Raw genomic sequence first — 23,048 nt, 5'->3', positions numbered from 1 at the left:
GGACAAGCTTAAAACCCGAGGCTGTCGAGCAGGTCGTCGACCTGATCCTGGTTAGCCACCACGCCGGGCGCTTCACCGTTAATCTGCGGGCCGTTTTTCAGGCTGTCCGCATCTTTCTTCGGACGGGCAGGCTGTTCCGGCATGTTTTCCAACAGCACCATCAACAGCTGACGCTCGATTTCCTGGATCACATCCATCATGCGCTTGATGACCTGACCGGTCAGATCCTGGAAATCCTGCGCCATCATGATTTCCATCAGCTGCGCGTTGGTGAAGCTCGTATGCTGCGGCACCGATTCCAGATAACCACGGGTATCCGAAACCAGCGAGCGGGCATCTGCCAGTTCGATAGGATTCTCAAACCACTCATCCCAACGGCCTTTCAGCGCTTTAGCTCCATTCTCCATCTCTGTCTGACGTGGCTGCGCGGCTTCCACACAGTTCAGCGCGCGTTCAGCCGCCTGAGCGGTCATTTGCACTACGTAGTCCAGGCGATCGCGGGCGTCGGGAATGGCTTCCGCCGCTTCAGCAATGGCCTGATCCAGTCCCAGCTCACGCAGGCTGTCGCGCAGCATCCGCGTCAACGAACCAATTCGGGAGATAATGTCGTTCGCGGAAGCCGCGTCGACACTTGGTTTCGGAAGTTCGCTCATCTCGGCTCCTTACATACCCAGCTTTTCGAAGATCTTGCCTAACTTCTCTTCAAGGGTCGCTGCGGTAAAAGGTTTAACGACATAGCCGCTGGCACCCGCCTGAGCAGCCGCAATAATGTTCTCTTTTTTGGCTTCGGCCGTGACCATCAGCACCGGCAGCTTGCCGAGCGTGCCGTCTGCACGAATGGTTTGCAGCAGCTGCAGACCGTCCATGTTTGGCATGTTCCAGTCAGAAATCACGAAGTCAAAGCCGCCGGCACGCAGCTTAGCCAGCGCGTCAACGCCGTCTTCTGCTTCTTCAACGTTATTGAAGCCGAGCTCTTTCAGCAGGTTACGGACGATACGACGCATCGTGTTGAAATCGTCGACCACCAGAAACCGCATATTTTTGTCAGCCATAATTACTCCTGTTTGTGTAGCCCCGCGGGACGGGCGCTGCGTTAGATACGTAATGCCTGTCCGGCGCTAATTTTTGCCAGCATGTGCTGGCTGATTTGGTGGAGATCCACCACTTCACTGGCGCCCCCGAGCGCAATTGCTTCGCGGGGCATACCAAATACGACACAGCTCGCTTCGTTCTGGGCGATGGTCCACGCGCCTGCTTTGTTCATGGTCAGCAGGCCTGCGGCGCCGTCGTTGCCCATACCGGTCAGGATCACGCCAACGGCGTTGCGACCGGCATACTGCGCGACTGATTTAAATAACACGTCTACCGAAGGCTTATGCCGATTGACCGGCGGGCCGTCGTGCAGTTTTACCTGATAGTTTGCGCCGCTGCGTGCCAGCTCCATGTGCATCGCGCCCGGCGCGATATAGGCATGGCCCGGCAGCACGCGCTCGCCGTCTTCTGCCTCTTTTACCGTGATCTGACACAGCTTGTTCAGCCGTTCGGCAAAAGAGCGGGTAAAGCCTGGCGGCATATGCTGCGTAATCATCAGCGCCGGACTGGTGGCCGGCAGCGGCTGCAGCACATGCCTGATCGCTTCCGTACCGCCCGTAGAGGCGCCGATTGCGATCAGCTTTTCACTGCTCAGCATTGGCCCGGCTTTCAGCATCACCGGCGCTGGCTGCGACCGACGCACGTGCAGCTTCGCCCTTGAAGCGGCGCGCACCTTATCGGCAATCATCTGACTGTAGGCCAGCATGCCTTCGCGGATACCCAACGACGGCTTGGTGACAAAATCCACCGCGCCCAGCTCCAGCGCGCGCAGCGTCACTTCGGAACCCTGGCCGGTCAGCGAAGAGACCATCACCACCGGCATCGGCCGCAGGCGCATCAGCTTTTCCAGAAAATCCAGTCCGTCCATGCGCGGCATTTCCACGTCCAGCGTCAGCACGTCGGGATTGAATTCTTTAATTAAATCGCGAGCCACCAACGGATCGGGCGCCGTCGCCACCATCTCCATGTCCGAATGACTGTTAATAATCTCCGTCATCAACTGACGCATCAGCGAAGAGTCATCAACACATAACACTTTGATTTTGCCCATTATTTTTCCTTAGTCAGCCCGTAAACCGTCTGGCCTCGCAGGTAAAACTCTTTGCTGATCTGGCTGAAGTTTTCAGAGTGTCCGGCAAAAAGAATGCCGCCAGGTTTCAGCATCGGGACAAAACGCCGCAGGATCTTTTCCTGCGTCTCTTTGTCGAAATAGATCATTACGTTGCGGCAAAAAATCGCGTCGAACGGGCCGGGAACGGCCCACTCGTTGCCCAGCAGGTTGAGCTGGGAAAACGTAATGGTGTTAGCCAGTTCAGGCCGAACGCGCACCATGCCAGCGTGCGGGCCGGTACCGCGAAAGAAGAAGCGTTGCAGCTGCTGAGGCGACAGCGTGCGCAGCTCTTCCTGGCGATAGACGCCCGACAGCGCTTTTTCCAGCACCTGGGTATCGATATCGCTGGCGTGAACCTGGAACTTGCCTGCGCCTAACGTTTCCGCCAGCGTCATAGCGATGGAGTAAGGCTCCTCGCCCGTCGACGCCGCCGCGCACCAGACGTTGAAACTGCCGCCGCGCCGCCTGGCGTGATCGGCCAGAATCGGAAAGTGATGCGCCTCGCGAAAGAACGCCGTCAGGTTAGTGGTCAGCGAGTTGATAAAGGCCTGCCACTCTGCACTGCCGGAATCACTCTCCAGCAGCGCCAGGTAACGACCAAAATCGTCGATGCCTAACGTCCGTAACCGGCGCACCAGGCGGTTATAAACCATCTCGCGCTTATGGTCGGCGAGAACAATGCCGGCCCGCTGATAAATAAGCTGGCTGATGCGCTTAAAGTGCGCATCGGATAACGGCAGGCGCTGTACCATCTGTGACAACAGCGTTGCGTTCTCCGGCGGTGCTACCAACGTCGATTTTTTCATCCAGATCCACCCTGCAAAGTACAGATTAAGGGGTTAAAACAGTGTGTTCCCTGTGGGTCAGTATCCGAGGCGGTTTGCCTTCTCCTGAACCAACCCGAGCGTGCCTGGGCTGCTGCCGCTTCCACTACCAGCGCGGCGTTCTGTTGCTCTGCTTTGCATCGTCCGGTGGCTATGACACTGGCTAACTACAAATTCAGATTGCTTAACTGTTTATCGGCAGCAATTCGATCTTCCTGAGGCCAAATTGCGTTAAAGCCTTATTTTTTACTGCCTGCCGTCTTAATAACCAGCCTCGCGCCGCCCTCCACAGACGGCGGCGCGGGGTTCAGGGATTAGAACGTTTCCCAGTTATCGTTGGAAACCGGGGCGGCCTGCGCTTTCTTCGGCGCGGCGGCAACGGCCATCGGCTTGCTGGTAGCCTGCACGACGCTGTCCTTACGAATGCGGAACACGGCGACGGCCTGGGTCAGACGGCTGGCCTGCACTTCCAGCGCGGCGGCGGCGGCGGCAGATTCCTCAACCAGCGAGGCGTTCTGCTGCGTCACGCGATCCATCTCGGTTACGGCGATGCCGACCTGATCGATACCGCGACTCTGCTCGCCCGATGCGGAAGCGATTTCGCCCATGATGTCGGTTACGCGGGTAACGGCGTTCACAATATCCGCCATCGTTTCACCCGCGCTTTCCACCAGCTGCGATCCGGTATCGACACGCGCCACGGAATCTTCAATCAGACCTTTGATTTCTTTGGCGGCCTGCGCGCTGCGCTGCGCCAGGTTACGGACTTCACCGGCCACGACCGCAAAGCCACGGCCCTGCTCACCGGCACGCGCTGCCTCTACCGCGGCGTTCAGCGCCAGGATATTGGTCTGGAAAGCGATGCCGTCGATCACGCTGGTAATATCGGCGATTTTCTTCGAGCTGCCCGCGATGTCACTCATGGTTTTCACCACGCCGTCCACCACCTTGCCGCCCTTCTGCGCCGTTTCCGACGCGCTCAGCGCCAGCTGCGAAGCCTGACGGGCGTTCTCGGCGTTCTGCTTCACGGTAGCGGTCAGCTGCTCCATGCTCGCGGCGGTTTCTTCCAGCGAGGCGGCCTGCTGCTCGGTACGCGAAGAGAGATCGTTGTTGCCCGCAGAAATTTCGCTTGCGCCGGTATAGATAGCGTCGGAGCCGTCGCGCACGTCGCTGACGGTACGCACCAGCGACTGCTGCATATCGCGCAGGCTTTCCGCCAGCAGCGTCATTTCGCTACGGCCTTCCACTTCGATGGTCTGCGTCAGGTCGCCGCTGGCGATGTGACGAATGTGCTCGATATTGCTGTTCAGCGGCAGCAGCAGCAGTTTACGGATGCCGCTCCACGCCAGCGCGATGACCGCAGCGGAAACCAGCAGCACGCCCAGCAGCAGCCAGATAGTCTGGTGGTAAGCGTCTTCATTGGTTTTAATACCCTGCGCCGTCAGCTGATTAACCACTTCCAGCCAGTGGTTATAAGCCTGCTGGAACTGTTCCTGATAGCTTTGGGTCGGCTGCGCGACGAAGTCGTCAAAACGGCCGGTTTCCATCATCACAATCAGCTCGGAAAGCGCGGTGTGGAACTGCTTGTAGTTAGCCAGCAGCGTCTGCACGTCCTCCGCTTTTTTCCCGTCTTCGGTCAGCGTGGCGTTGAACACCGCCAGGGATTTATCGGCAGCGGCCAGGTCGGCCTTTGCCTGCGTCATCAGATCGGTGGCAGAGGTGCCCGCGCCCGATTTGCTGACATCCTGCAGGTAACGAATACCGGCGCGGTTCAGCGTGTTGCGTGCCTGCACCAGCGACACCCATGAGTTGCCCATGGACTGTTGCAGGATGCGCATCTGCTGACTTAATTCAAAATTCTGTTTGTCGCTGTGCACGGCTTTGAAGAACAAACCGCCGGTCCCCAGCTGCAATACAGCAAACAACACCAGCACGCTCACCAGGCCGGTCACTACTTTTATACTCTTGAACATAACTACCTCAGTTGGGGGCTATTTGTTTTAGTTATCGGCAGACGCGGGGGGATCTTTATTGAGCTGTAGGGCGCTTTCCGGAAAGCACTACAGGGCTGTGCCGATGTGTCTGGTTCATGCAGAACGGCTGGTTAATTGTTTTGGAAAACCTCTGCCAGGCACGATTTCCTGCCGGTATCGGCAGCCAGAAAGGTGGCTTGTGGCGACGGCTTCCTTCTACCCGCCTCGCGACGGCTAAAAAGAAGCCCGCTCGGGCACGGTGCCGGAGCGGGCTGATTAACATGCTGTTAAGGATTAAGCGCTTGTGCTCTTTACTTAAAACGTTTCCCAGTTGCCTTCTTCAGCGCCTGGCGCGGCGGCTTTACGCAGCGCGGGCTTCAGCGTACGCGGCGCAGGTGCAGCGGCACGAGCGGCCTGTTCTTTGCGTACGCGGAACACGGCAACGGCCTGAGTCAGACGGCTGGCCTGATCTTCCAGCGCGGCGGCGGCCGTGGCGGACTCTTCCACCAGCGAGGCGTTCTGCTGCGTCACGCGATCCATCTCGGTTACGGCGGTGCCAACCTGGTCGATACCGCGGCTCTGCTCGTCGGAAGCAGAGGCGATTTCACCCATGATGTCGGTCACGCGGGTAACGGCGTTGACGATATCGTTCATGGTTTCACCGGCGGTGCCCACCAGGACGGAACCGCTGTCCACGCGCGCCACGGAATCTTCAATCAGACCTTTGATTTCTTTGGCGGCCTGCGCGCTGCGCTGCGCCAGGTTACGGACTTCACCGGCCACGACCGCAAAGCCACGGCCCTGCTCACCGGCACGCGCTGCCTCTACCGCGGCGTTCAGCGCCAGGATATTGGTCTGGAAAGCGATGCCGTCGATCACGCTGGTAATATCGGCGATTTTCTTCGAGCTGCCCGCGATGTCACTCATGGTTTTCACCACGCCGTCCACCACCTTGCCGCCCTTCTGCGCCGTTTCCGACGCGCTCAGCGCCAGCTGCGAAGCCTGACGGGCGTTCTCGGCGTTCTGCTTCACGGTAGCGGTCAGCTGCTCCATGCTCGCGGCGGTTTCTTCCAGCGAGGCGGCCTGCTGCTCGGTACGGGCAGAAAGATCGTTGTTGCCCGCCGCGATTTCGCTTGCGCCGGTATAGATAGCGTCGGAGCCGTCGCGCACGTCGCTGACGGTACGCACCAGCGCCTGCTGCATCTCTTTCAGGCTGTTGGCCAGCTGCGCCATTTCGTTACGGCCTTCCACTTCAATCGTGTGGGTCAGGTCGCCGCCGGCGATATGGCTGATGTGCGCGATATTTTCCTGCAGCGGCTTGATCAGCACGGAACGCAGACCGACCCAGCACAGCGCGATCAGCGCGACAACCAGCGCCATGACCGTGCCAATCACCCACAGCATTTTGGTATAGGCGCTTTCGTTATCCGCCACGCCTTTCGTGGTCAGCACGTTCTGCGCGTTACGCCAGGCCTGGTAGGCATCCTGCATATCGTTCTGCTTCTGCTCGATATTCATCTTGAACATCTCGGCCAGCTGCCTGTTTTCCATCAGCGTCACCATCTGGCCCAGCGCTTTGGAATAGGTTTCGTAATTTTTTTCTAACGCTTCGGTGATCAGCGGATCCATCCCTTTGGTATTGGGAATGCCCTGGTAGCGCGCATAAGATTTATCAGCATCAGCCAGCAGCGATTTGCTCTGGTTGCTGATATCGGTCAGCGAGGCGCTGTTAATGCTGTTGGCCGTTTCGCTTTGCAGGCGCAACATGCCGCGGTTAATGCTAATACGGGTCTGATTTAGCGCAACCCAGGCGTCAGTAAAAGCGGCGACGTTCTCACTGGAGTTCTGAGCAATAGAAAAGTTAGTTTTATCGCTGGTCAGCGCGTTAATAAATAATCCGCCCGCCAACAATTGGAGTGAGCCGAATACCAGCAGCACTAACAGCAGGCTGGTGACGACCTTAATGCGTTTAAACATAGGGTACCCTTGGTAGAAGTAAAATGAATCAACACCGAATATATCGGCGTAAATTAATGGAACTTTATGTGCGCCCGAAACAGATTTACTGAAGTGATACTTTAATAACTAAATTAATTATCCAGCCGCAAGACTTTATTCAAACCATAAAAAACACCCTGCCAGCATAATACCAACAGGGTGCCTGATACTTTATTTAAGGCGGCAATTACGCGCTGCGCAGCGTATCCATCAGCGCCATCTCTTCGCTGTTCAACAGCTTCTCGATGTCGACCAAAATCAGCATGCGTTCGCCCAGCGCGCCCAGGCCGGTCAGGTATTCGGTCGACATGGTGACCGCAAACTCTGGCGAAGGACGGATCTGATCGGTGGTCAGCGACAGCACGTCGGACACGCCGTCAACCACGATACCAACCACGCGCTGCTCAAGATTCAGTACGATCACCACGGTATTATCGTTATAAACCACATCCGGCTGCGCGAATTTAATACGCAGGTCGATAATAGGCACGATAACGCCGCGCAAATTAGTGACGCCTTTAATAAAAGCAGGCGTGTTGGCGATGCGGGTTACCTGATCGTAACCACGGATCTCCTGCACTTTCAAAATATCAATGCCGTATTCTTCGTCACCCAGCGTAAATACCAGGAACTCCTGGCCTACGGTTTCGCCAGCGAGTTTAGTGACAGTTGCCATTCCAGTCATAGTTCTACCCTTAATCGGTTAAAGTCAGGCTGCGGCTCCCGCCACACGCTTTTCACGGTTGAGAGACTGCAGAGCCGACACGTCGACAATCAGCGCCACGCTGCCATCACCCAGGATGGTCGCTGCCGAAATGCCCGGTACTTTGCGATAGTTGCTTTCAAGGTTTTTGACCACCACCTGGTGCTGGCCAATCAGCTGGTCCACCAGCAGCGCATAGCGTTTGCCCGCGCTTTGCAGGATCACCACGATGCCCTGAGTCGCCTCGGTTTTCGCGCCCTGCACATCAAAGACATTCCACAGCTCAACCAGCGGCAGGTATTCGCCACGGACTTCCAGCACGCGCTCGCCACCGGCCAGCGGGTGCAGATCGTCAGCCAGCGGCTGCAGAGATTCCATTACCGCGTTCAGCGGCAGAATAAAGACTTCGTCAGCGACGCGAACGGACATGCCGTCCAGGATCGCCAGCGTCAGCGGCAGCAGGATACGAATGGTCGTGCCCTTGCCCTGCTTAGAGGCAATTTCTACGTGGCCGCCCATCTCCTGGATGTTACGTTTCACCACGTCCATGCCCACGCCACGCCCGGAGACGTCGGTAACCTGCTCGGCGGTGGAGAAGCCCGGCGCGAAAATCAACATGCCTACTTCTTCATCGCTCATCGCGTCGCTCACCGGCAGGCCGGAAGAAAGCGCTTTCGCCAGGATACGTTCGCGGTTCAGACCGGCGCCGTCATCGATCACTTCGATACAGATATTGCCGCCCTGGTGCTCTGCAGAGAGCGTCAGGTTGCCGACGCCCGATTTCCCGGCCGCCACGCGTTTTTCCGGCGATTCGATGCCGTGATCCAGACTGTTACGCACCAGGTGCGTTAACGGGTCGATAATGCGTTCGATCAGGCTCTTGTCCAGCTCGGTGGAGCTGCCCAACAGCGTCAGTTCAACTTCTTTACCCAGCTTGCTGGCCAGATCGCGCACCAGGCGTGGGAAGCGGCTGAAGACATATTCCATCGGCATCATACGGATGGACATCACCGATTCCTGCAGGTCACGGGCGTTACGCTCCAGCTGGCCCATGCTGTTCAGCAGGTCGCCATGCGCTACCGGATCCAGCTCGTTGGAACGCTGGGCCAGCATGGACTGCGTGATCACCAGTTCGCCGACCAGGTTAATCAGCTGATCGACCTTTTCAACCGCTACGCGGATGCTGGTGGATTCGCTGGCCTTGGCCGCCGCCGGTTTTTTGGCCGTTTCACGTTTGGCCGGAGCCGCCGCTTCCGCTACCGCAACGGGCTGAGGAGCTGGCGCAGGCGCTTCTTCCACGGCAGCCGGCGCGGCTTCTGTCACGGCAGGAGCCAACGACGCATCCAGGAATTTGATCTGCGATTCTTCAATCACAAAGCAAAGCACGGCGACAATATCGTCCTGACCGACCGAGGAATCCAGCGTGACCTCTACCGAGGTTTCGCCTTTGATCACGTCGGAGACGGTGCCCAGATTGCCCAGCTCTTCCAGCATCAGCGGGATTTCAGTGGGTTTCAGGTTCACCAGCGCCATCCGCAGGCCGGCCGAAGCCGGAGCAGCGGCAGACGCGGCCGGTGCCGCTACGGCTACGGGCGCGCTTTCGCCTTTGGCTTCCAGCGCCAGCTGACGCAGCGCCTGACAGATATATTCAAAGGTTGCAGCGTCCGGCTCGGTCGCGGTTTTATAGGCATCCAGCTGTTCCTGCATAATATCTTTGGTTTCCAAAAACAGGTTGATGATAGGCGTGCTTAGCTGCATTTCGCCGCGTCGCGCACCGTCAAGAATGTTCTCCAGGATGTGCGTGGTTTCCTGTAATACAGTAAAACCAAAGGTGCCCGCGCCGCCTTTGATGGAGTGGGCCGCACGGAAAATAGCGTTAAGCTGCTCCGCATCCGGTTCCTGCGGGTCTAACCCCAACAGGTGTTGTTCCATGTCGGCTAACAGTTCGTCAGCCTCATCGAAAAACGTCTGATAAAAATCGCTGATATCCATGCTCACGGTATCACCTCTGCTGTGAGTCGCGATCGGTCTGGGCCGCTGGCACAGGCGATGCTGGTGTTAAAGTTGGTGCTGCCTGTTCGCCTGGCGGCTCGGCCGGGTTTGGTTTTTTTGCGGCATCGCCCGGAACGGACGGCGCCACGATTTGCTGTAATGCTGCCGGCTCGCTGTCGCTGATCTGTACCGCGTCGCTTTCCGAGTTCTCTTTCTCAATCTGCGCTTCGGTGTCATGGTTCAGCACCAGCAGGCTGATACGGCGGTTGACGGCGGCGTCGCCGCCACGGTTCTTCAGCTTCATGGTGTCGGCCATGCCCACCACGCGCAGCATTTTGTCGCTGGCCAGCCCGCCGATAATCAGCTCCCGCCGCGAGGCGTTGGCCCGGTCGGCCGACAGTTCCCAGTTGCTGTAGCCGCGCAGGCCGTTAGCGTACTGAATATCGTCCGTATGGCCTGCCAGGCTGATCCTGTTCGGAATATCGTTCAGGATCGGCGCAATGGCCCGCAGGATATCGCGCATATAAGGCTCGACGTCCGCGCTGCCGGTTTTAAACATCGGTCGATTCTGGCTGTCGATAATCTGAATGCGCAGGCCCTCTTCCACCATGTTGATGATCAGGTGCGGGCGCAGCGCCTTCAGACGCGGATCGGCTTCAATCAGCTGATCCAGCTTTTCGCGCAGACGGTTTAAGCGGATATCGTCCAGCTTGCGTTTCTCCGCGTCCATATCGATAACCTTGTGCACTTCGCCTTTCTGCTGGCTGGGATCCATACCGCCGCCAGGAATAACGCTGGTGCTTTCGCTGGTTTTGGTGCCGCCGGTGATAGCCACCCGCAGCGGCGTCTTAAAGTAATCGGCAATCCCCGCTAATTCCTGAGGCTTGGCGATCGCAATCAGCCACATCACCATGAAAAAGGCCATCATCGCGGTCATAAAGTCGGCATAGGCAATCTTCCAGGAGCCGTGGCCGCCCGCGTGCGCGGAATGCTTTTTCTTCTTAACCAGGATAATCGGGTGATTGTCGTTCTTCATGCGTCCTGACCTTTCGCCGGCGATTTCGCGTTACGAACGTGCTCTTCCAGCTCAGAGAAGGATGGCCGCTCGGTGGAGTACAGCGTTTTACGGCCAAACTCAACGGCGATCTGCGGCGCATAGCCATTCAGGCTGGAAAGCAGCGTGACCTTGATACACTGCATCATCTTGGTGGTTTCAGCACATTTCTGACGCAGCAGTCCGGCCAGCGGGGAAATAAACCCGTACGCCAGCAAAATACCCAGGAAGGTACCGACCATCGCGTGAGCGATCAGCTCGCCCAACTCGGCTGGCGGACGATCTGCCGACGCCAGGGTGTGCACCACGCCCATCACCGCCGCCACGATACCAAACGCGGGTAAAGAGTCGCCTACCGTACCGATAGCCGTAGCCGGTACGTCACATTCGTGTTCGTAGGTTTCAATCTCTTCATCCATCAGGGCTTCGATTTCAAATGCGTTCATATTGCCGCTCACCATCAGTCGCAGATAATCGGTGATAAAGTCCACCAGTCTTTTATCGGCAAGGATGCGCGGGTAATTAGCAAAAATTTCACTTTCCTGCGGACTTTCAATATCGGCTTCCAGCGAGAGCATCCCCTGCTGGCGCGATTTGGCCATCAGGCGATAAAGTAACGCCATCAGATCCATATAAACCGCTTTATTGTATTTCGAGCCTTTCATCAGCAGCGGCATCGCTTTTAACGTTGCTTTAATTGCCTTGCCGTTATTGCCCGCTAAAAATGCGCCAATGCCCGCTCCGCCGATAATTAACAGCTCGGAAGGTTGATAAAGCGCGCCCAGATGTCCGCCTACCATTGCGTAGCCGCCCAACACCGACCCGAGAACCAGGATATACCCCAAAATAACTAACACAATAAATCCTTACGTCTGGCGACGTGTGGGTTAAAGATGAACCGGATTAGGTCAGGTTTATTCCGTCGCGTGGGCAAAAAAAAAGCAGCGGTATTTAACCGCTGCTGGATTCACTCCACGTGGCGAACATTAAACGGCAAGTTTTACCTGTTCATCCAGCAGTTGTGAAATGTTATCGGCAGGTTCTGCGATAAGTTTACGTCTTTTTACCGCACGAGAAGGCGGCTGGCACAGGCTGCAAACAAAGCTGCCGACCGGCTGGTGCGCGTGGTTAATAAAGCTTCCGCCGCAGCATTTGCAGTCGGAAAGCTCCAGCATGCCGCTCTCAACAAACCGGACTAAGGTCCAGGCGCGGGTGAGCGCCAACAGCGGGCCTTCGTCCTGTTGCGGGCATTGCTCCAGGTAGAGACGGTAGGCTTTAATCACCGCGTCCACACCGGTGCTCAAACCGCTTTTGAGTAAAAACTGCCAGGCGTTACAGAACATAGAAGAGTGAATGTTCTGTTCCCAGGTCATAAACCAGTCGGTAGAAAAAGGCAGCATGCCTTTTGGCGGCGGGCTACCGCGCAGTTCTTTATAAAGTTTAATTAAGCGGCCGCGGCTTAGCTGCGTTTCGCTTTCTAACATTTGCAGGCGAGCGCCTAAAGTAATTAATTCAATCGCCAGCTGAATATCACGCGCTTCCTGAACAATACTTTTTTCACTCATTAACTCGCCCTCTTTTTCGGCAGTTCGTCATTTTTAGCTGATGCATTACGCAATAAACGGCTGGATAACAAAATGCCGGTGTGGATTTGCTGCAAATCATCCACGCGAGATTCCTGAGTTAAGCGATTAATCGTTACGTGATCGGTAAAGCGAAACTGGCATATCAGCTGATTTGTCTCGGCCAGCTTCACCATTTCTGGCAGCGTTAAGTGAGCGAGCGCATCGGCCATCTGCTCATCAATGCCCAGACGAAACATTGCTGAGGCTTTTTCCTGATTAATAAGGCGTTGAGCAAGTAATAAATAAGACAAGTTGATATCGTAAATATTTTTTAGTAATTCTGATGTACCCATTTTTATCCGTCCTGACTGACACGACTTAAACGTTGGCGGATTGCGCCGCTACCTTTGTTGCTGCTGGTAAATCTTATTGTGGCAAAAAATTAAGTGGCAAAAGCCAAACGTTCGCGAAGCTCCAGGCGGCCCTGAAAGCGGCCTGCAGAAAGTAGTCATTAACTCATTTTGCCGGTTACTGCTCCCTTGTTTTCGTCCGCTTCCCTGACGTTCTCCCTGACTGAAAGTTGCTCTGGTTTAGGACTATTCCGAAAACAACGCAACTTTATCTGCTCTAATTTCCGGATACAACGGAGGCCAGCTAAAATTTTAGATAAAGTGTGATCCAGATCACACTTTTTGGGGTAATTTGACAAAATTATCCTTCAGAAACGCTGTTGATTAGTTCACTAACTAAGCAAATTTGGACTTTTTTGTTAAATTTTAACCCTACGCGATCATTTACCGATGAAAATGGTTCCTTTTACGTCGATTGAATGGAGGAATGATGTGTTTACGCGCACAACTGGATGTAAAAACGCATAAAAGACAAATATGCAGAGGAATATGCTGTTTTTTGTATGTTAAGCATGTGTAAATCGTAATCACCAAAGGTAACTATCGACAGGGGCAATGATGCGTGCAGAGTAAGATATTGCAGGTTTACGACAGGAAGTGTTTAGGGAGTGTAAGCCGCGTCAGCCCTGTGTTTAGCGGGTGCCAGCGGATGTAACCAGGGGTAACATTAGCAACGCGAATGTTTGTGCCAAAAATTTAACCTCAGGCAGTAGGTATCGGCACGCGCCTTGTTTTCTTTAGTAAAAAGTGATTTTTTTCCTTTTTTTTCTTTCCGGTGGTCCTTTTAAGGCACTTTTTTGAGCAATACGGACTTAAAAAATTAAAAAAAAAGGGCGACCCACGGTCGCCCCTAAATTAACTGGCATGACTTATGCTAGACGGAGAGCGTCGCCGCTTTATCCGCCCCGCCCTGTGCCTGGCTACGTACCGGCAATGCCTGGAGATCTTTCAGATAGGATTTGCGCCAGTGCGTAATATCGTTCTTACGCAGCACGTCCATCATGTCGTTGTAGCGTGAGATACGCTCGTCCAGCGGCATGGTTAACGCCTGGTTCAGCGCGGCAGCCACTTCATCACGGTCGTAAGGGTTAACGATAAGCGCGGAGGTCAGCTCGTTGGCCGCCCCGGCAAAGCGTGACAGCACCAGTACGCCAGGATCTTCCGGGTTCTGCGCGGCCACATACTCTTTTGCCACCAGGTTCATCCCGTCACGCAGCGGCGTCACCAGACCAATATCGGTCAGGCGGAAGATTTTCATCAGCAGGCGGCGATCGAAATGCTGGTTCAGGTAGTAAAGCGGCGTCCAGCCCAGCGTGCCGTATTTACCGTTAATGCGGCCTGCTTCCGTTTCCAGCTGATGACGAATATCCTGATAGGCCTGCACGTCGCCGCGCGAGGTTGGCGCAATTTGCGAATAACGGATTTTCCCACGATGCTCGGGGAAGTTTTCCAGCAGCGCTTCATAGGCAAGGAAACGCTCCGGCAGCCCTTTCGAGTAGTCCAGACGCTCACAGGCAATAATGTTTTTGGCGTCGCCCAGATCGCGTTTCATCGCGGCCATCTTCGGCGGCAGCGGCCCTTCAGCCATCTCTTTAATGCTGTCCGGCTCAATGCCTATTGGATACACCTCGGTAGAGAACTGATTGCCGAACGCCACGTGCGTTTTGCCGTTGGTCTGCACGTTGGTCAGCAGCGCCAGTGACTCCAGGAACGCCATACGGTCGCTCTCTGTCTGGAAGCCCAGCAGATCGTAATCGCACATCATCTCCAGCAGCTCATTGTGCGGCGGCAGCGCGTTGAAGATTTCCGGCGTCGGGAAAGGAATATGCAGGAAGAAGCCGATGCGGTTTTTCACGCCCAGCTTGCGCAATGCGGCGGCGAACGGCAGCAGATGATAATCGTGGATCCACAGCACGTCGTCCGGCTCAATCAGCGGCAGCAGGCGTTTCGCCAGCATGGTGTTGACGTGACAGTAGCCATCCCAGGCCTCGCGCTGGAAGTTTACCAGGTCAAGGCGGTAGTGGAAGGCTGGCCAGACGACCGCATTGGAAAATTGCAGGTAATAAAGGTCGTAATCGTTTTGATTAAGGCCAAAAGAAGCGTAGGTGACGTTATCTTTTTCAAACAGATCCATCTCCTTGTCTTCTTCGCCGATCTCGTTGATTTCCCCATTCCAACCAAACCACAGGCCGCCGGTGGTTTTCAGCGCATCCATAATGCCAACGGTCAGTCCGCCCGCGCTGGTTTTTGACCCATCCGGTACGGCGATGCGGTTAGATACGACTACTAAGCGACTCATAACCTTGACTCCTTAATGACTTATCGTCTTGATCTAGTTTTAATAATGTTTGCTCAAGCCAGTGATAAACGGCCTCGACGTCAGCCAGGCGATAGCCCGCTTTTGTCTCACCTTCACCTACCTTGATTGCGATGCCGTCCAGGGCATTGACCGCTTCAAAACCTGCCTCATCGGTCAAATCATCACCTAAAAATACCGGCGTTCTGCCGGCAAAAGGGGCCTGCTGCATAAAATCGGCAATGGCGGCACCTTTACTGACGCCTTTCGGCTTTAGCTCCACCACGCATTTGCCTGGCTGTAGCGCCAGCTCGGGAAAGCGTTGGGTCATCGTTTCCGCCAGCGTCAGGATAGCCTGCTGATAGTGCGGTGCGCGGCGGTAGTGCAGCGCAAATGCCATGCCCTTCGTTTCCAGCTGCGTATCCGGCATCTTCGCCACGGCTTCGCTCAGCAGCGACGTCAATGAGGCAGAGACGTCGTCCGGCAGGGAAAGCCGCTCGGTATGCCCGGCTGCATCGCGACGCTCCGCGCCGTGCACGCCGGCCAGCGGAAAGCGCAAAGGCGCCACCAGCGCATCCAGCTCGCGCGTCGGACGGCCGGAAACCAGCGCCAGCGCGCCGTCGCTCAATTCGGCCAGGCGAGAAAGCGCGGCTTTGGCCGCAGCAGGGATAAAAACCTCTTCCGGGCGTGACTGGATAGCGGCCAGCGTGCCGTCCACATCAAAGAAAAAAGCGTAACGTCCTTCAGGCACTAAAGGGGGTACGGATTCCAGCGTATTCACAAATATTCCTCCTGATTATGTGTGCCACGGCGCTACGTCGGCCCAATGTCTGGACTGACGTTGGCGGAAACAGACGTCAGGTCTGCTTTGCCCACAACGCACGAGGAAAAAATTTTTGTCAGCGGATGTGGCGGAGCGAGAAAGAGGATGCGTTAGAGAGGGTATTCGGCGCTGATTCCTTCTGCATAATCTCTGCACGCCTCGTGCAGTCTGTCTCATCTCGTTGCCACATACGTAACAACATCAGCTATCAGTATAGTCACTGATAGCGGCTCTGCCAGACGTGCTGGCTCCGGGGCCGCTTGTTACGCCTCTAACATGGCAAATAATCGCGACAAAAACCCCAGGAGTAATACGAAATTGTGAAATTTTTGGTAGAAACAGGAAAGTTGGTGTTGAAATGTTAGCGCGCTGTTGTTCCTGCCCGTCAGGCGACGGGCGACATCCACAGCGTATTCAGGTTGTAATGGCTCCAGGTCTCCGCCTCTTCCGGCCCGGCAATACTGTCCCAACAGTAGCGATCGGCCAGATCGATTACTTCCGGCCGCAGCATATGATTGGCGGAAAGCGAATAGAACACGCAAACCCTGGGCAGCAGCAGCGAGCTTTCGCCCGGTTCAATCACCACGGCCACGCGACCGGAAGCCAGACGCACGATTGAGCCGACCGGATAGATGCCGACGGCTTTCACAAAGGCGTAAAAGATTTTGCGATCGAAGTGCCCTTCCCAGCTGGCCATCTGGTGCATCGCGCTGGCCGGATTCCAGCCCGCTTTATAAGGACGATTGGAGGTGACGGCGTCATAGACGTCGCAAATCGCCGCCATGCGCGCCAGCTGGGAGATATCTTTGCCTTTCAGGCCGTGCGGGTAGCCGCTGCCGTTGATTTTTTCATGATGATGCAGCGCCACGTCCAGCACCGCTTCGTTTTCACCGCTGCGGCGCAGCAGATCCTCGCCCATGACCGGATGCTGTTTCATCACATCGAACTCATCGTCCGTGAGCTTGCCGGGCTTGTTGAGGATCTCCAGCGATACGCCCGCCTTGCCGACATCGTGCAGCAGGCCGGCCGTGCCTGCCAGGCGCGTCTGTTCATCATTGAGGTTAAGCTGGCGGGCGAGTGATACCATCAGCGCGCAGACCGCCACGGAGTGCAGGTAGGTATAATCATCGTGCGTTTTCAGCCGCACTACGCTCAGCAGCGCGGCCGGATGGCGGCTGAGGGAACCGCCGATTTCGTCCACCAGCGGCAGCGTGCTGCGGGTATCAATCGTTTTACCGAGGCGCGCATCGTTGAACATGCTCATCACTTCGCCTTTGGCATGCAAGCAGATCGCCTGCGCCTGCGCGATCTCTTCATGGATACCCGATACCCTGGGCAGGGCAAGCTGTTCGTGAAGCGGATCCTGACTGTCCGGGCCACGCCCTTTCTCCAGATCGATCCAGACTTCTTTTATGCCGCTTTCCACGATGACGTCAATCTGCTGCTGCGTGGTAAGCAGCATATGGTTACGCACGAGGGGATGCTTCAGCCAGAAAACTTCCAGCTTGTGCACGTACATGCCGGTGCGCAACTCGTGTATCTGAATTCTTATTATCATTTCCCCCCTCCTGCCCCTCCTGCCTTTTCCTCCAATCTGCACAGGTATCGGCGGCACGAAAAAAACCTTCAGCCATTGTCGCCGCTTATTTTGCTTTTTTCGATTTATTTACATTGCCCGGGGCAGGCTGTTCGCCAGCCTGAAAAGGTAAGTCGTTTTCAGGCTGGAAGGCGAAGAAGGCATTACGCCGTACGGAGGTCGGCTTCGGGAAGATTAGTGAATAACGTTGTCGTCGCTGGCGGAACGGCGATTCAGGGCTTCACCGGCGCTGACCTGAGCATGGCGAAGCTCTCTGATAGCGGCAAGGCAGGCTTTGCGGTGCTCTTCATCCGTTTGTCGGGCAGCCAGCGCGCGCAGTTCATTAATAAGCGAGGCAAGATTAAGCGGGCGCTGCTGCTCAAGAAGCGCCAGCGTGGCTTCTCCCAGCATCAGATCCCGTAATTTTTCAGAATGGCGATGGTCCATGGAAACTTCTCTGGCTTGTCTGCCGCGTGGATCGCTTTCCGCGTGGCAGGACGGAACGCCTGAACCCACGCGGAAAGAAAAAGCAGGTCGAACGAGCGGTGGGCTACGCGGGCGTTTAGCTTTCGCGACCGAACAGCATAGCAATCAGTTCGTGATGATGTTTTTCGAGGTCGGGCTCACTGACATCGGCCAGGCGGCTCAGCAGTTTTGCACAGATTGACTGGCGATTAACCGTCATGCCGGATTTTAAAATCTCCATCACTACCTCACCCAGCGTTTCCTGATGAGAAGGTACAGCAGCGTCATGGGCGCCGAAGTAGAGGCTCATGTCCGCGGTTTGTGTGTTGAAATTATCCTGACGCATAATGGATCCTCTTAAGCAGGTGAAAGAATGCCCGAAGGGGGTAACGTTTCTACCCTGTACAGCTTTTCAATTAATGTACAGTATCTTAAAAGTCTGGGGCGGATTTTTTTTGCAAAAAATGCTTTTTTGAGACATAAAAGGCGTTATTTGGTCACATTTTAGTTAATAACTAACAACCTTTTCTCAAAATATTTAGCCGGTTATAACAAAAACAGGAAATAACAGGCTTAAGCGCAAACTTGTACAACCAAGAGTAAAAACGGGGGAGAACGGCTGTCTCCCCGCGATGACGCCTTATTTTTTCGGTACGTTTACTGCAGATTTGCCTACGGTTTCGTTTTCGATTGGCCCTGATGCGCCAAGATCGGTGCCGGTGACCGGGTTCACCGTGGTATCGGAAGCGGTACGCAACGCCAGATTATCCAGCTCGGTTTTCTGATCGGACGGCAGCGTGATGCTGGCATAACCGTCACCGCCATCTACTGCCGGTGCCGGATCGGCTACGTAAGTGAAGTTTTCGTCCGAGTTCCAGCTTCCACGCACCTCGCCGCCTTCTGACATATTGTAATAAACGTTTGAGTACTGCTCGATAGGCGGCAGCTTGCCGACCGGGAAGTTATTACGAATGGAATAAAGCGCCTTTTCAAAAGAGATCTGATGCGCAACTTCGCGGGTCATCAGAAAGCCTAACGCATCCTTAACGCCCGGATCGTCCGTTACGTTAATCAGGCGCTCATAGAGGATTTTAGCGCGCGCTTCGGCGGCGATATTAGAGCGCAGATCGGCTGTAGGTTCGCCGATGGTATCGATATAGGCTGCCGTCCACGGCACGCCGCCGGAGTTTGTCAGCGCCGGGCCGCCGCCGTAAAGAATCGACGTCAGGTGGCTGTCATTACCGTTGCCGGTGATGGAGCGGTACAGCTCGCCCTCTTCTTCCGTGCCTTCGGCCAGCTTGCCTTTGGCGCCTTTGTTCAGCATCCCGACCAGCGAACCGATAATTTCCAGGTGGCTCAGCTCTTCGGTGGCAATATCCATCAGCATATCGCGACGGCCTTCGTCTTCGTCCGACAGGCCCTGGGTAAAGTAGCGGCAGGCCGCGGCCAGCTCGCCCTGTGGCCCGCCGAACTGTTCCAGCAGCAGGTTAGCCAGTCCGGGATTTGGCTCGGCAACGCGAACGGTATACTGCAATTTTTTTACGTGTCTGAACATAGCTCACTCCAGTCAGAAAAGGCTTCCGGCAATCTGCTCTGCGGCAGATCTCTCCGCTCTTTATTGCTGGTTTTCATACCTGAGTTATGGCGGCAGAAATAGATTACATGGGGTATTTCTGCTTGAGGATATTCAACGTCACTATTCAGGTTTAAAAACCTCGTTTAAAGCATAGTTTACTTTTTTCCCCTGCAAGGTATCTGAGCGGAAAGTAAAACGAATAAGATTAGTCCTGGGGTGTTAATTACGACCAGGGAAAAACAGAATTGCGTCCTGCCAGGCTAAATAGCTGTTTTAACCCGCCGTCTTAGCGAAATAATTATCATTAAGATTGCCATGCGAATTACGCAGCGATGATTGCTGCCGTATGGGATTTCTTATTTCGTGTTGGCCGGAATAAAACACCTGAATAATCTGCATTTGTACCCGCGCGGCCTGGTCTCGTTTTTTGTGGTCTATGCTTGCCCTCGGGTTTTCATAGTGAGGAGAAAGCAATGAAGTACAGAAAACTGGGCCATTCCGGCCTGATGGTTTCTGAGCTGACGCTCGGGACGTTAACCTTTAACGGCCAGGCCGGCTTTGAAAAAACCGGCAACGTCGATGTTCGCCAGGCCCGCCGTTTTATTGAGATAGCGCTGGAACGAGGCGTCAATACCGTGGACACGGCCGACCTTTATTCCAAAGGCGGGGCGGAAGAAACGCTGGGCGAGGCGCTGGGTGGCAATCGTCAGCGCGTTATCCTGGCCACGAAAGCCCGCAGCCCGATGAGCGACGATCCTAACGACAGCGGCGCCACACGCTTTCATCTGATTAAGTCCTGCGAGAACAGCTTAAAGCGTCTGAAAACGGATCATATCGATCTCTATCAGATCCATAACTGGGACGGCGTGACGCCGGTGGAAGAGACGCTGCGCGCGCTGGAAGATCTGGTGAAAAGCGGCAAAATCCGCTATTTCGGCACCTCGAACTATACCGGCTGGCAGATGATGAAAACGCTGGGCTGCGCCGAGGTGAATCATCTGCTGAAGCCGGTAAGCCAGCAGATTTACTACACGCCGGAGTCGCGCGAGGCGGAGTTCGAGCTGCTGCCGATGGCGCTGGATCAGAATATCGGCACGCTAATTTGGGGGCCGATGGGCGAAGGTCTGCTGACCGGCACCGTACAGCGCAACGTGAAAACGCCAGCGACCTCCCGTCAGGGCAACGGCTGGCCGGAACCCTACGTGCACGATATGGAGCACGCTTACCGGGTTATCGACGTGCTGACCGAAGTGGGCAAAGAGCATAATGTATCGACCGCGCGGGTCTGCCTGGCCTGGCTGCTGACGCGTCCGGGCATCACGTCGCTGATTGTTGGCAACCGCACCGAACAGCATTTACAGGACAACCTGGCCGCAGCGGAGCTGACGCTGAGCGAAGCGCAGATCAAACGTATTGAGCAGGCGACGCGTCCTGCGCCGCGCTATCCGTACTGGCACCGTTTCACCAGCGGCATGGACAGACTGGATCCTGCGGAAAAAGTTTTTCTGGATGAGTATCAGCAAACGCTGGAAGAACGGAAAGATCTCGACCGTAAATAATCTTTTTGCGGCTAACGAACCCGGCTGACGGGTTCGTTTTCGCGTTTATCGTTGGCCCTTTTATATCTTGTTCACCTGCCTTTATATTCCGCCTTAATCCGTAGCCTCGCCCGTAATAAAAAACAGGCCGCCGCACTTTTGTTATCGCTGTCCGCACAACGCAACGGCGCAATTGGTCTGCGGCTATACTGATAAAAAAACAAAAGGAGAAGGATATGAAACTTGCCGTATTTGATATTGGCGGTACCTCGTTAAAAATGGGCGTTGTAACGGATAAAGGCGACATTCTGGCCAGTGATAAAGCGGATAACGAAGGATCGCGCGAGGCTATTCTGGGCGCTATCCTGGACTGGCTGGAAAAAAACCCTGGCTGCGAAGGCATTGCCGTTAGCGTGCCGGGCTATGTCGATCCGCACAACGGGTTTGTGTCGATGGGCGGCACGGTCAGGGCATTTGATGATTTCCACCTGAGTAAATGGCTGACGGAAAAAACCTCCCTGCCCGCCACCGTGGAAAACGACGCGCACTGCGCCCTGCTGGCCGAACGCTGGCTGGGTAAAGCACGCAATATGTCCGATTTTTTGATGATCACCATCGGCACCGGGCTGGGCGGCGCGGCCTTCTGCAACGACGCGCTGGTACGAGGCAAGCAGGATCGCGCCGGCGAGTTCGGCTGCCTGCTGGTGGCGCGTCCCGCTGGCGGCAGCGTCAGCCACTATACGATGGGCGACAACTGTACGATGACCGCGCTGCGCAAAAGCTATGCGCTGCACAGCGGGCGTGATGTGGACGAGGTCAGCGGCAAAGACGTTTTTTCCGGCTGGGATAATAAAGAGCCGGTCGCCACCAGGCTGGTCACCACCTTTTATCAGGATCTGTGCGCCGGCATTTATAACCTGGCGAACGTATTCGATCCCGAATGCATTTTTCTGGGCGGCGGCATCACCGAGCGCGAGGATTTTCTGGAGGAGGTGAAGTTTCATCTGGCCTGGTTCGGTAAAACCATCCCTGTGGATACGGCCACCTTCGGCAACGATTCCGGGATGTTAGGCGCGGCCTGGCACTTCCTGCAAAGTAACCAGCGCGATACCCACGGCTGACAGGCGTATCAACGCGCACGGGCGCCATTGGCAAGGCTAAGCCCAGCAACATCGCTGGCGCGCTTGTCAGGCAATCCACAGGCGCCAACGGCAAGGCTAAGCCCAGCAACATCGCTGACGCGCTTGTCAGGCGGCCCGCGGGCGCCATTGGCAAGGCTATACCAATAACCCTGTCAGCACTCGTTGGGCAGCCTGCCGTTATGCTGGCTACGCCAGCCTCGCTAGCGCGCTCGTTGGGTGGTCAGCGCCAGCGACCAGAGATTGCGCTGGCAGCGGGGGCAACTCAGCTGCTGCTGCGCCTGTAGCCGCTGCGTTTCTCCGCAATGGTTGCAGGCGTAGAGGCCATCTGCGGGCACGCAGGTATAATCCTGCCGATGTTGAGGCGGCAGCACGGAAAGGCCCGGCCGCACTTCTTCGCGATCGTAGTAATAGGCGCTGATATCGCCGTCCAGCTCGATCAGCGCCAGCCGGATCTGACCCAGATGCTCCACGCCCTCCTGCCGCAGCTCCATAAAGAATTCGTCTTCAGAAATGTTCAGCCCGTCCAGGCTGTCCAGCACATACAGGCCGTCCTGAATCAGTGTGATCACTTCGCCCTCCACCCATCGGGCGACCCGTGAGCTGCGTGCGGTCAGAAAAGTCGTGAAGCGATAAAGTACCAGCAGCACCAGGAAGACCATCGCGACCGGCAGCACAGGCACATCATCATAAAAAGTGACGTCTCCTGAGGCCGATCCCAACGTCAGGATAATCACCAGCTCAAACAGCGACAGCTGGCGAATGCCGCGCCTGCCGGAAACTTTCAGAAAGAGAAAAACAACGATGTAGGCGAAGAGTACCCGAACCGCGACCTCGCCTAAAAAAGTAATGGAAAGATCGTTCAAGAAAAAGCGGTGCCAGTCGAAAGAAAACATAAGCGTGCGTGATTATC

Annotated in this window: 21 protein-coding genes; 2 read left to right on the top strand and 19 right to left on the bottom strand. The window is 55.7% G+C overall.

All coding sequences use genetic code 11. The annotated features are described in order from the left end of the window. Positions 1–8: 8 nt before the first annotated feature. The 18 genes from cheZ to ACMGEE_RS00110 all read right to left on the bottom strand — a co-directional run bounded on the left by cheZ (position 9) and on the right by ACMGEE_RS00110 (position 19,437). Positions 9–653, bottom strand: a complete 645-nt coding sequence (cheZ, locus tag ACMGEE_RS00195; protein WP_125287937.1) for a protein phosphatase CheZ — start codon at positions 651–653, stop codon at positions 9–11. A 9-nt stretch (positions 654–662) separates the two neighbouring features. Next, positions 663–1,052 (bottom strand): chemotaxis response regulator CheY, encoded by a 390-nt coding sequence (gene cheY, locus ACMGEE_RS00190; protein ID WP_034935773.1) that lies wholly within the window; start codon positions 1,050–1,052, stop codon positions 663–665. A 41-nt stretch (positions 1,053–1,093) separates the two neighbouring features. After that, positions 1,094–2,143, bottom strand: coding sequence for a protein-glutamate methylesterase/protein-glutamine glutaminase (locus ACMGEE_RS00185; RefSeq protein WP_253460662.1), 1,050 nt, complete (start codon positions 2,141–2,143; stop codon positions 1,094–1,096). Beyond that, positions 2,143–3,009, bottom strand: coding sequence for a protein-glutamate O-methyltransferase CheR (gene cheR / locus ACMGEE_RS00180; protein ID WP_436829448.1), 867 nt, complete (start codon positions 3,007–3,009; stop codon positions 2,143–2,145). Before cheR ends, ACMGEE_RS00185 begins: the two co-directional genes overlap by 1 nt. Before the next feature lie 332 nt (positions 3,010–3,341). Further along, on the bottom strand, positions 3,342–5,000 hold the full coding sequence (locus tag ACMGEE_RS00175) for a methyl-accepting chemotaxis protein (protein WP_253460655.1): 1,659 nt from the start codon (positions 4,998–5,000) through the stop codon (positions 3,342–3,344). 315 nt (positions 5,001–5,315) lie between these two features. After that, positions 5,316–6,977 (bottom strand): methyl-accepting chemotaxis protein, encoded by a 1,662-nt coding sequence (locus tag ACMGEE_RS00170; RefSeq protein WP_253460652.1) that lies wholly within the window; start codon positions 6,975–6,977, stop codon positions 5,316–5,318. 208 nt (positions 6,978–7,185) lie between these two features. Then, on the bottom strand, positions 7,186–7,683 hold the full coding sequence (cheW, locus tag ACMGEE_RS00165) for a chemotaxis protein CheW (protein ID WP_125287941.1): 498 nt from the start codon (positions 7,681–7,683) through the stop codon (positions 7,186–7,188). Between the two features lie 24 nt (positions 7,684–7,707). Continuing rightward, positions 7,708–9,693 carry a chemotaxis protein CheA gene (gene cheA / locus ACMGEE_RS00160; RefSeq protein WP_436829739.1) on the bottom strand — a complete coding sequence of 662 codons (1,986 nt, stop codon included), beginning with the start codon at positions 9,691–9,693 and terminating at the stop codon, positions 7,708–7,710. 10 nt (positions 9,694–9,703) lie between these two features. Beyond that, on the bottom strand, positions 9,704–10,729 hold the full coding sequence (motB, locus tag ACMGEE_RS00155; RefSeq protein WP_253460650.1) for a flagellar motor protein MotB: 1,026 nt from the start codon (positions 10,727–10,729) through the stop codon (positions 9,704–9,706). After that, positions 10,726–11,604: a flagellar motor stator protein MotA gene (gene motA / locus ACMGEE_RS00150; protein WP_125287943.1), complete on the bottom strand. Its 879-nt coding sequence runs from the start codon at positions 11,602–11,604 to the stop codon at positions 10,726–10,728. The genes motB and motA overlap by 4 nt, the downstream gene beginning before the upstream one ends. A 129-nt stretch (positions 11,605–11,733) precedes the next feature. Continuing rightward, positions 11,734–12,312 carry a flagellar transcriptional regulator FlhC gene (gene flhC, locus ACMGEE_RS00145; RefSeq protein WP_125287944.1) on the bottom strand — a complete coding sequence of 193 codons (579 nt, stop codon included), beginning with the start codon at positions 12,310–12,312 and terminating at the stop codon, positions 11,734–11,736. Beyond that, positions 12,312–12,665: a flagellar transcriptional regulator FlhD gene (gene flhD / locus ACMGEE_RS00140; protein WP_253460647.1), complete on the bottom strand. Its 354-nt coding sequence runs from the start codon at positions 12,663–12,665 to the stop codon at positions 12,312–12,314. The genes flhC and flhD overlap by 1 nt, the downstream gene beginning before the upstream one ends. A 931-nt stretch (positions 12,666–13,596) precedes the next feature. Then, on the bottom strand, positions 13,597–15,021 hold the full coding sequence (otsA, locus tag ACMGEE_RS00135; RefSeq protein WP_253460644.1) for an alpha,alpha-trehalose-phosphate synthase: 1,425 nt from the start codon (positions 15,019–15,021) through the stop codon (positions 13,597–13,599). After that, the gene (otsB, locus tag ACMGEE_RS00130; RefSeq protein ID WP_253460640.1) at positions 14,996–15,799 is read right to left on the bottom strand and encodes a trehalose-phosphatase; all 804 of its coding nucleotides are present in this window, start codon (positions 15,797–15,799) and stop codon (positions 14,996–14,998) included. Before otsB ends, otsA begins: the two co-directional genes overlap by 26 nt. A gap of 427 nt (positions 15,800–16,226) precedes the next feature. Further along, positions 16,227–17,399, bottom strand: coding sequence for an HD-GYP domain-containing protein (locus ACMGEE_RS00125; protein WP_253460637.1), 1,173 nt, complete (start codon positions 17,397–17,399; stop codon positions 16,227–16,229). A 213-nt stretch (positions 17,400–17,612) separates the two neighbouring features. After that, complete coding sequence (locus ACMGEE_RS00120) at positions 17,613–17,864, bottom strand: hypothetical protein (RefSeq protein WP_253460634.1); 252 nt, start codon at positions 17,862–17,864, stop codon at positions 17,613–17,615. Between the two features lie 115 nt (positions 17,865–17,979). Beyond that, positions 17,980–18,228 carry a regulatory protein YcgZ gene (ycgZ, locus tag ACMGEE_RS00115; protein ID WP_253460631.1) on the bottom strand — a complete coding sequence of 83 codons (249 nt, stop codon included), beginning with the start codon at positions 18,226–18,228 and terminating at the stop codon, positions 17,980–17,982. Positions 18,229–18,522: 294 nt separating this feature from the next. Continuing rightward, the gene (locus ACMGEE_RS00110) at positions 18,523–19,437 is read right to left on the bottom strand and encodes a manganese catalase family protein (RefSeq protein WP_253460628.1); all 915 of its coding nucleotides are present in this window, start codon (positions 19,435–19,437) and stop codon (positions 18,523–18,525) included. Between the two features lie 494 nt (positions 19,438–19,931). Here ACMGEE_RS00110 and ACMGEE_RS00105 point away from each other — a divergent pair, with 494 nt between their 5' ends. Together ACMGEE_RS00105 and ACMGEE_RS00100 are read left to right on the top strand one after the other, a co-directional pair. Further along, entirely contained in the window at positions 19,932–21,017 is a 1,086-nt protein-coding gene (locus ACMGEE_RS00105) for an aldo/keto reductase (protein ID WP_253460625.1), read from the top strand. 215 nt (positions 21,018–21,232) lie between these two features. Next, positions 21,233–22,117, top strand: a complete 885-nt coding sequence (locus ACMGEE_RS00100) for an ROK family protein (protein WP_301252243.1) — start codon at positions 21,233–21,235, stop codon at positions 22,115–22,117. A 221-nt stretch (positions 22,118–22,338) separates the two neighbouring features. On the opposite strand, the gene ACMGEE_RS00095 is transcribed toward ACMGEE_RS00100, so the two are convergent. Continuing rightward, a complete protein-coding gene (locus ACMGEE_RS00095) occupies positions 22,339–23,031 on the bottom strand; it encodes a DUF421 domain-containing protein (protein WP_253460619.1) in 693 nt (230 codons plus the stop codon). Positions 23,032–23,048 lie beyond the last annotated feature (17 nt).

It is taken from the genome of Erwinia artemisiae (assembly GCF_051400835.1).
Taxonomy (GTDB): Bacteria; Pseudomonadota; Gammaproteobacteria; order Enterobacterales; family Enterobacteriaceae; genus Erwinia; species Erwinia aeris.
The sequence above is the reverse complement of the archived record's forward strand: the minus strand, read 5'-3'. Positions and strand labels throughout refer to the sequence as shown.

Bases quoted from the DNA above. Each gene is read 5' to 3' on its own strand.
- ACMGEE_RS00125 (WP_253460637.1), bottom strand. From the start codon at position 17,399: ATGATAATAAGAATTCAGATACACGAGTTGCGCACCGGCATGTACGTG.
- cheZ (WP_125287937.1), bottom strand. From the start codon at position 653: ATGAGCGAACTTCCGAAACCAAGTGTCGACGCGGCTTCCGCGAACGAC.
- ACMGEE_RS00100 (WP_301252243.1), top strand. From the start codon at position 21,233: ATGAAACTTGCCGTATTTGATATTGGCGGTACCTCGTTAAAAATGGGC.
- ACMGEE_RS00170 (WP_253460652.1), bottom strand. From the start codon at position 6,977: ATGTTTAAACGCATTAAGGTCGTCACCAGCCTGCTGTTAGTGCTGCTG.
- ACMGEE_RS00175 (WP_253460655.1), bottom strand. From the start codon at position 5,000: ATGTTCAAGAGTATAAAAGTAGTGACCGGCCTGGTGAGCGTGCTGGTG.
- cheW (WP_125287941.1), bottom strand. From the start codon at position 7,683: ATGACTGGAATGGCAACTGTCACTAAACTCGCTGGCGAAACCGTAGGC.
- ACMGEE_RS00095 (WP_253460619.1), bottom strand. From the start codon at position 23,031: ATGTTTTCTTTCGACTGGCACCGCTTTTTCTTGAACGATCTTTCCATT.
- cheY (WP_034935773.1), bottom strand. From the start codon at position 1,052: ATGGCTGACAAAAATATGCGGTTTCTGGTGGTCGACGATTTCAACACG.
- cheR (WP_436829448.1), bottom strand. From the start codon at position 3,009: ATGAAAAAATCGACGTTGGTAGCACCGCCGGAGAACGCAACGCTGTTG.
- flhC (WP_125287944.1), bottom strand. From the start codon at position 12,312: ATGAGTGAAAAAAGTATTGTTCAGGAAGCGCGTGATATTCAGCTGGCG.
- ycgZ (WP_253460631.1), bottom strand. From the start codon at position 18,228: ATGCGTCAGGATAATTTCAACACACAAACCGCGGACATGAGCCTCTAC.
- ACMGEE_RS00105 (WP_253460625.1), top strand. From the start codon at position 19,932: ATGAAGTACAGAAAACTGGGCCATTCCGGCCTGATGGTTTCTGAGCTG.
- ACMGEE_RS00110 (WP_253460628.1), bottom strand. From the start codon at position 19,437: ATGTTCAGACACGTAAAAAAATTGCAGTATACCGTTCGCGTTGCCGAG.
- ACMGEE_RS00185 (WP_253460662.1), bottom strand. From the start codon at position 2,143: ATGGGCAAAATCAAAGTGTTATGTGTTGATGACTCTTCGCTGATGCGT.
- otsA (WP_253460644.1), bottom strand. From the start codon at position 15,021: ATGAGTCGCTTAGTAGTCGTATCTAACCGCATCGCCGTACCGGATGGG.
- flhD (WP_253460647.1), bottom strand. From the start codon at position 12,665: ATGGGTACATCAGAATTACTAAAAAATATTTACGATATCAACTTGTCT.
- cheA (WP_436829739.1), bottom strand. From the start codon at position 9,693: ATGGATATCAGCGATTTTTATCAGACGTTTTTCGATGAGGCTGACGAA.
- motB (WP_253460650.1), bottom strand. From the start codon at position 10,729: ATGAAGAACGACAATCACCCGATTATCCTGGTTAAGAAGAAAAAGCAT.
- ACMGEE_RS00120 (WP_253460634.1), bottom strand. From the start codon at position 17,864: ATGGACCATCGCCATTCTGAAAAATTACGGGATCTGATGCTGGGAGAA.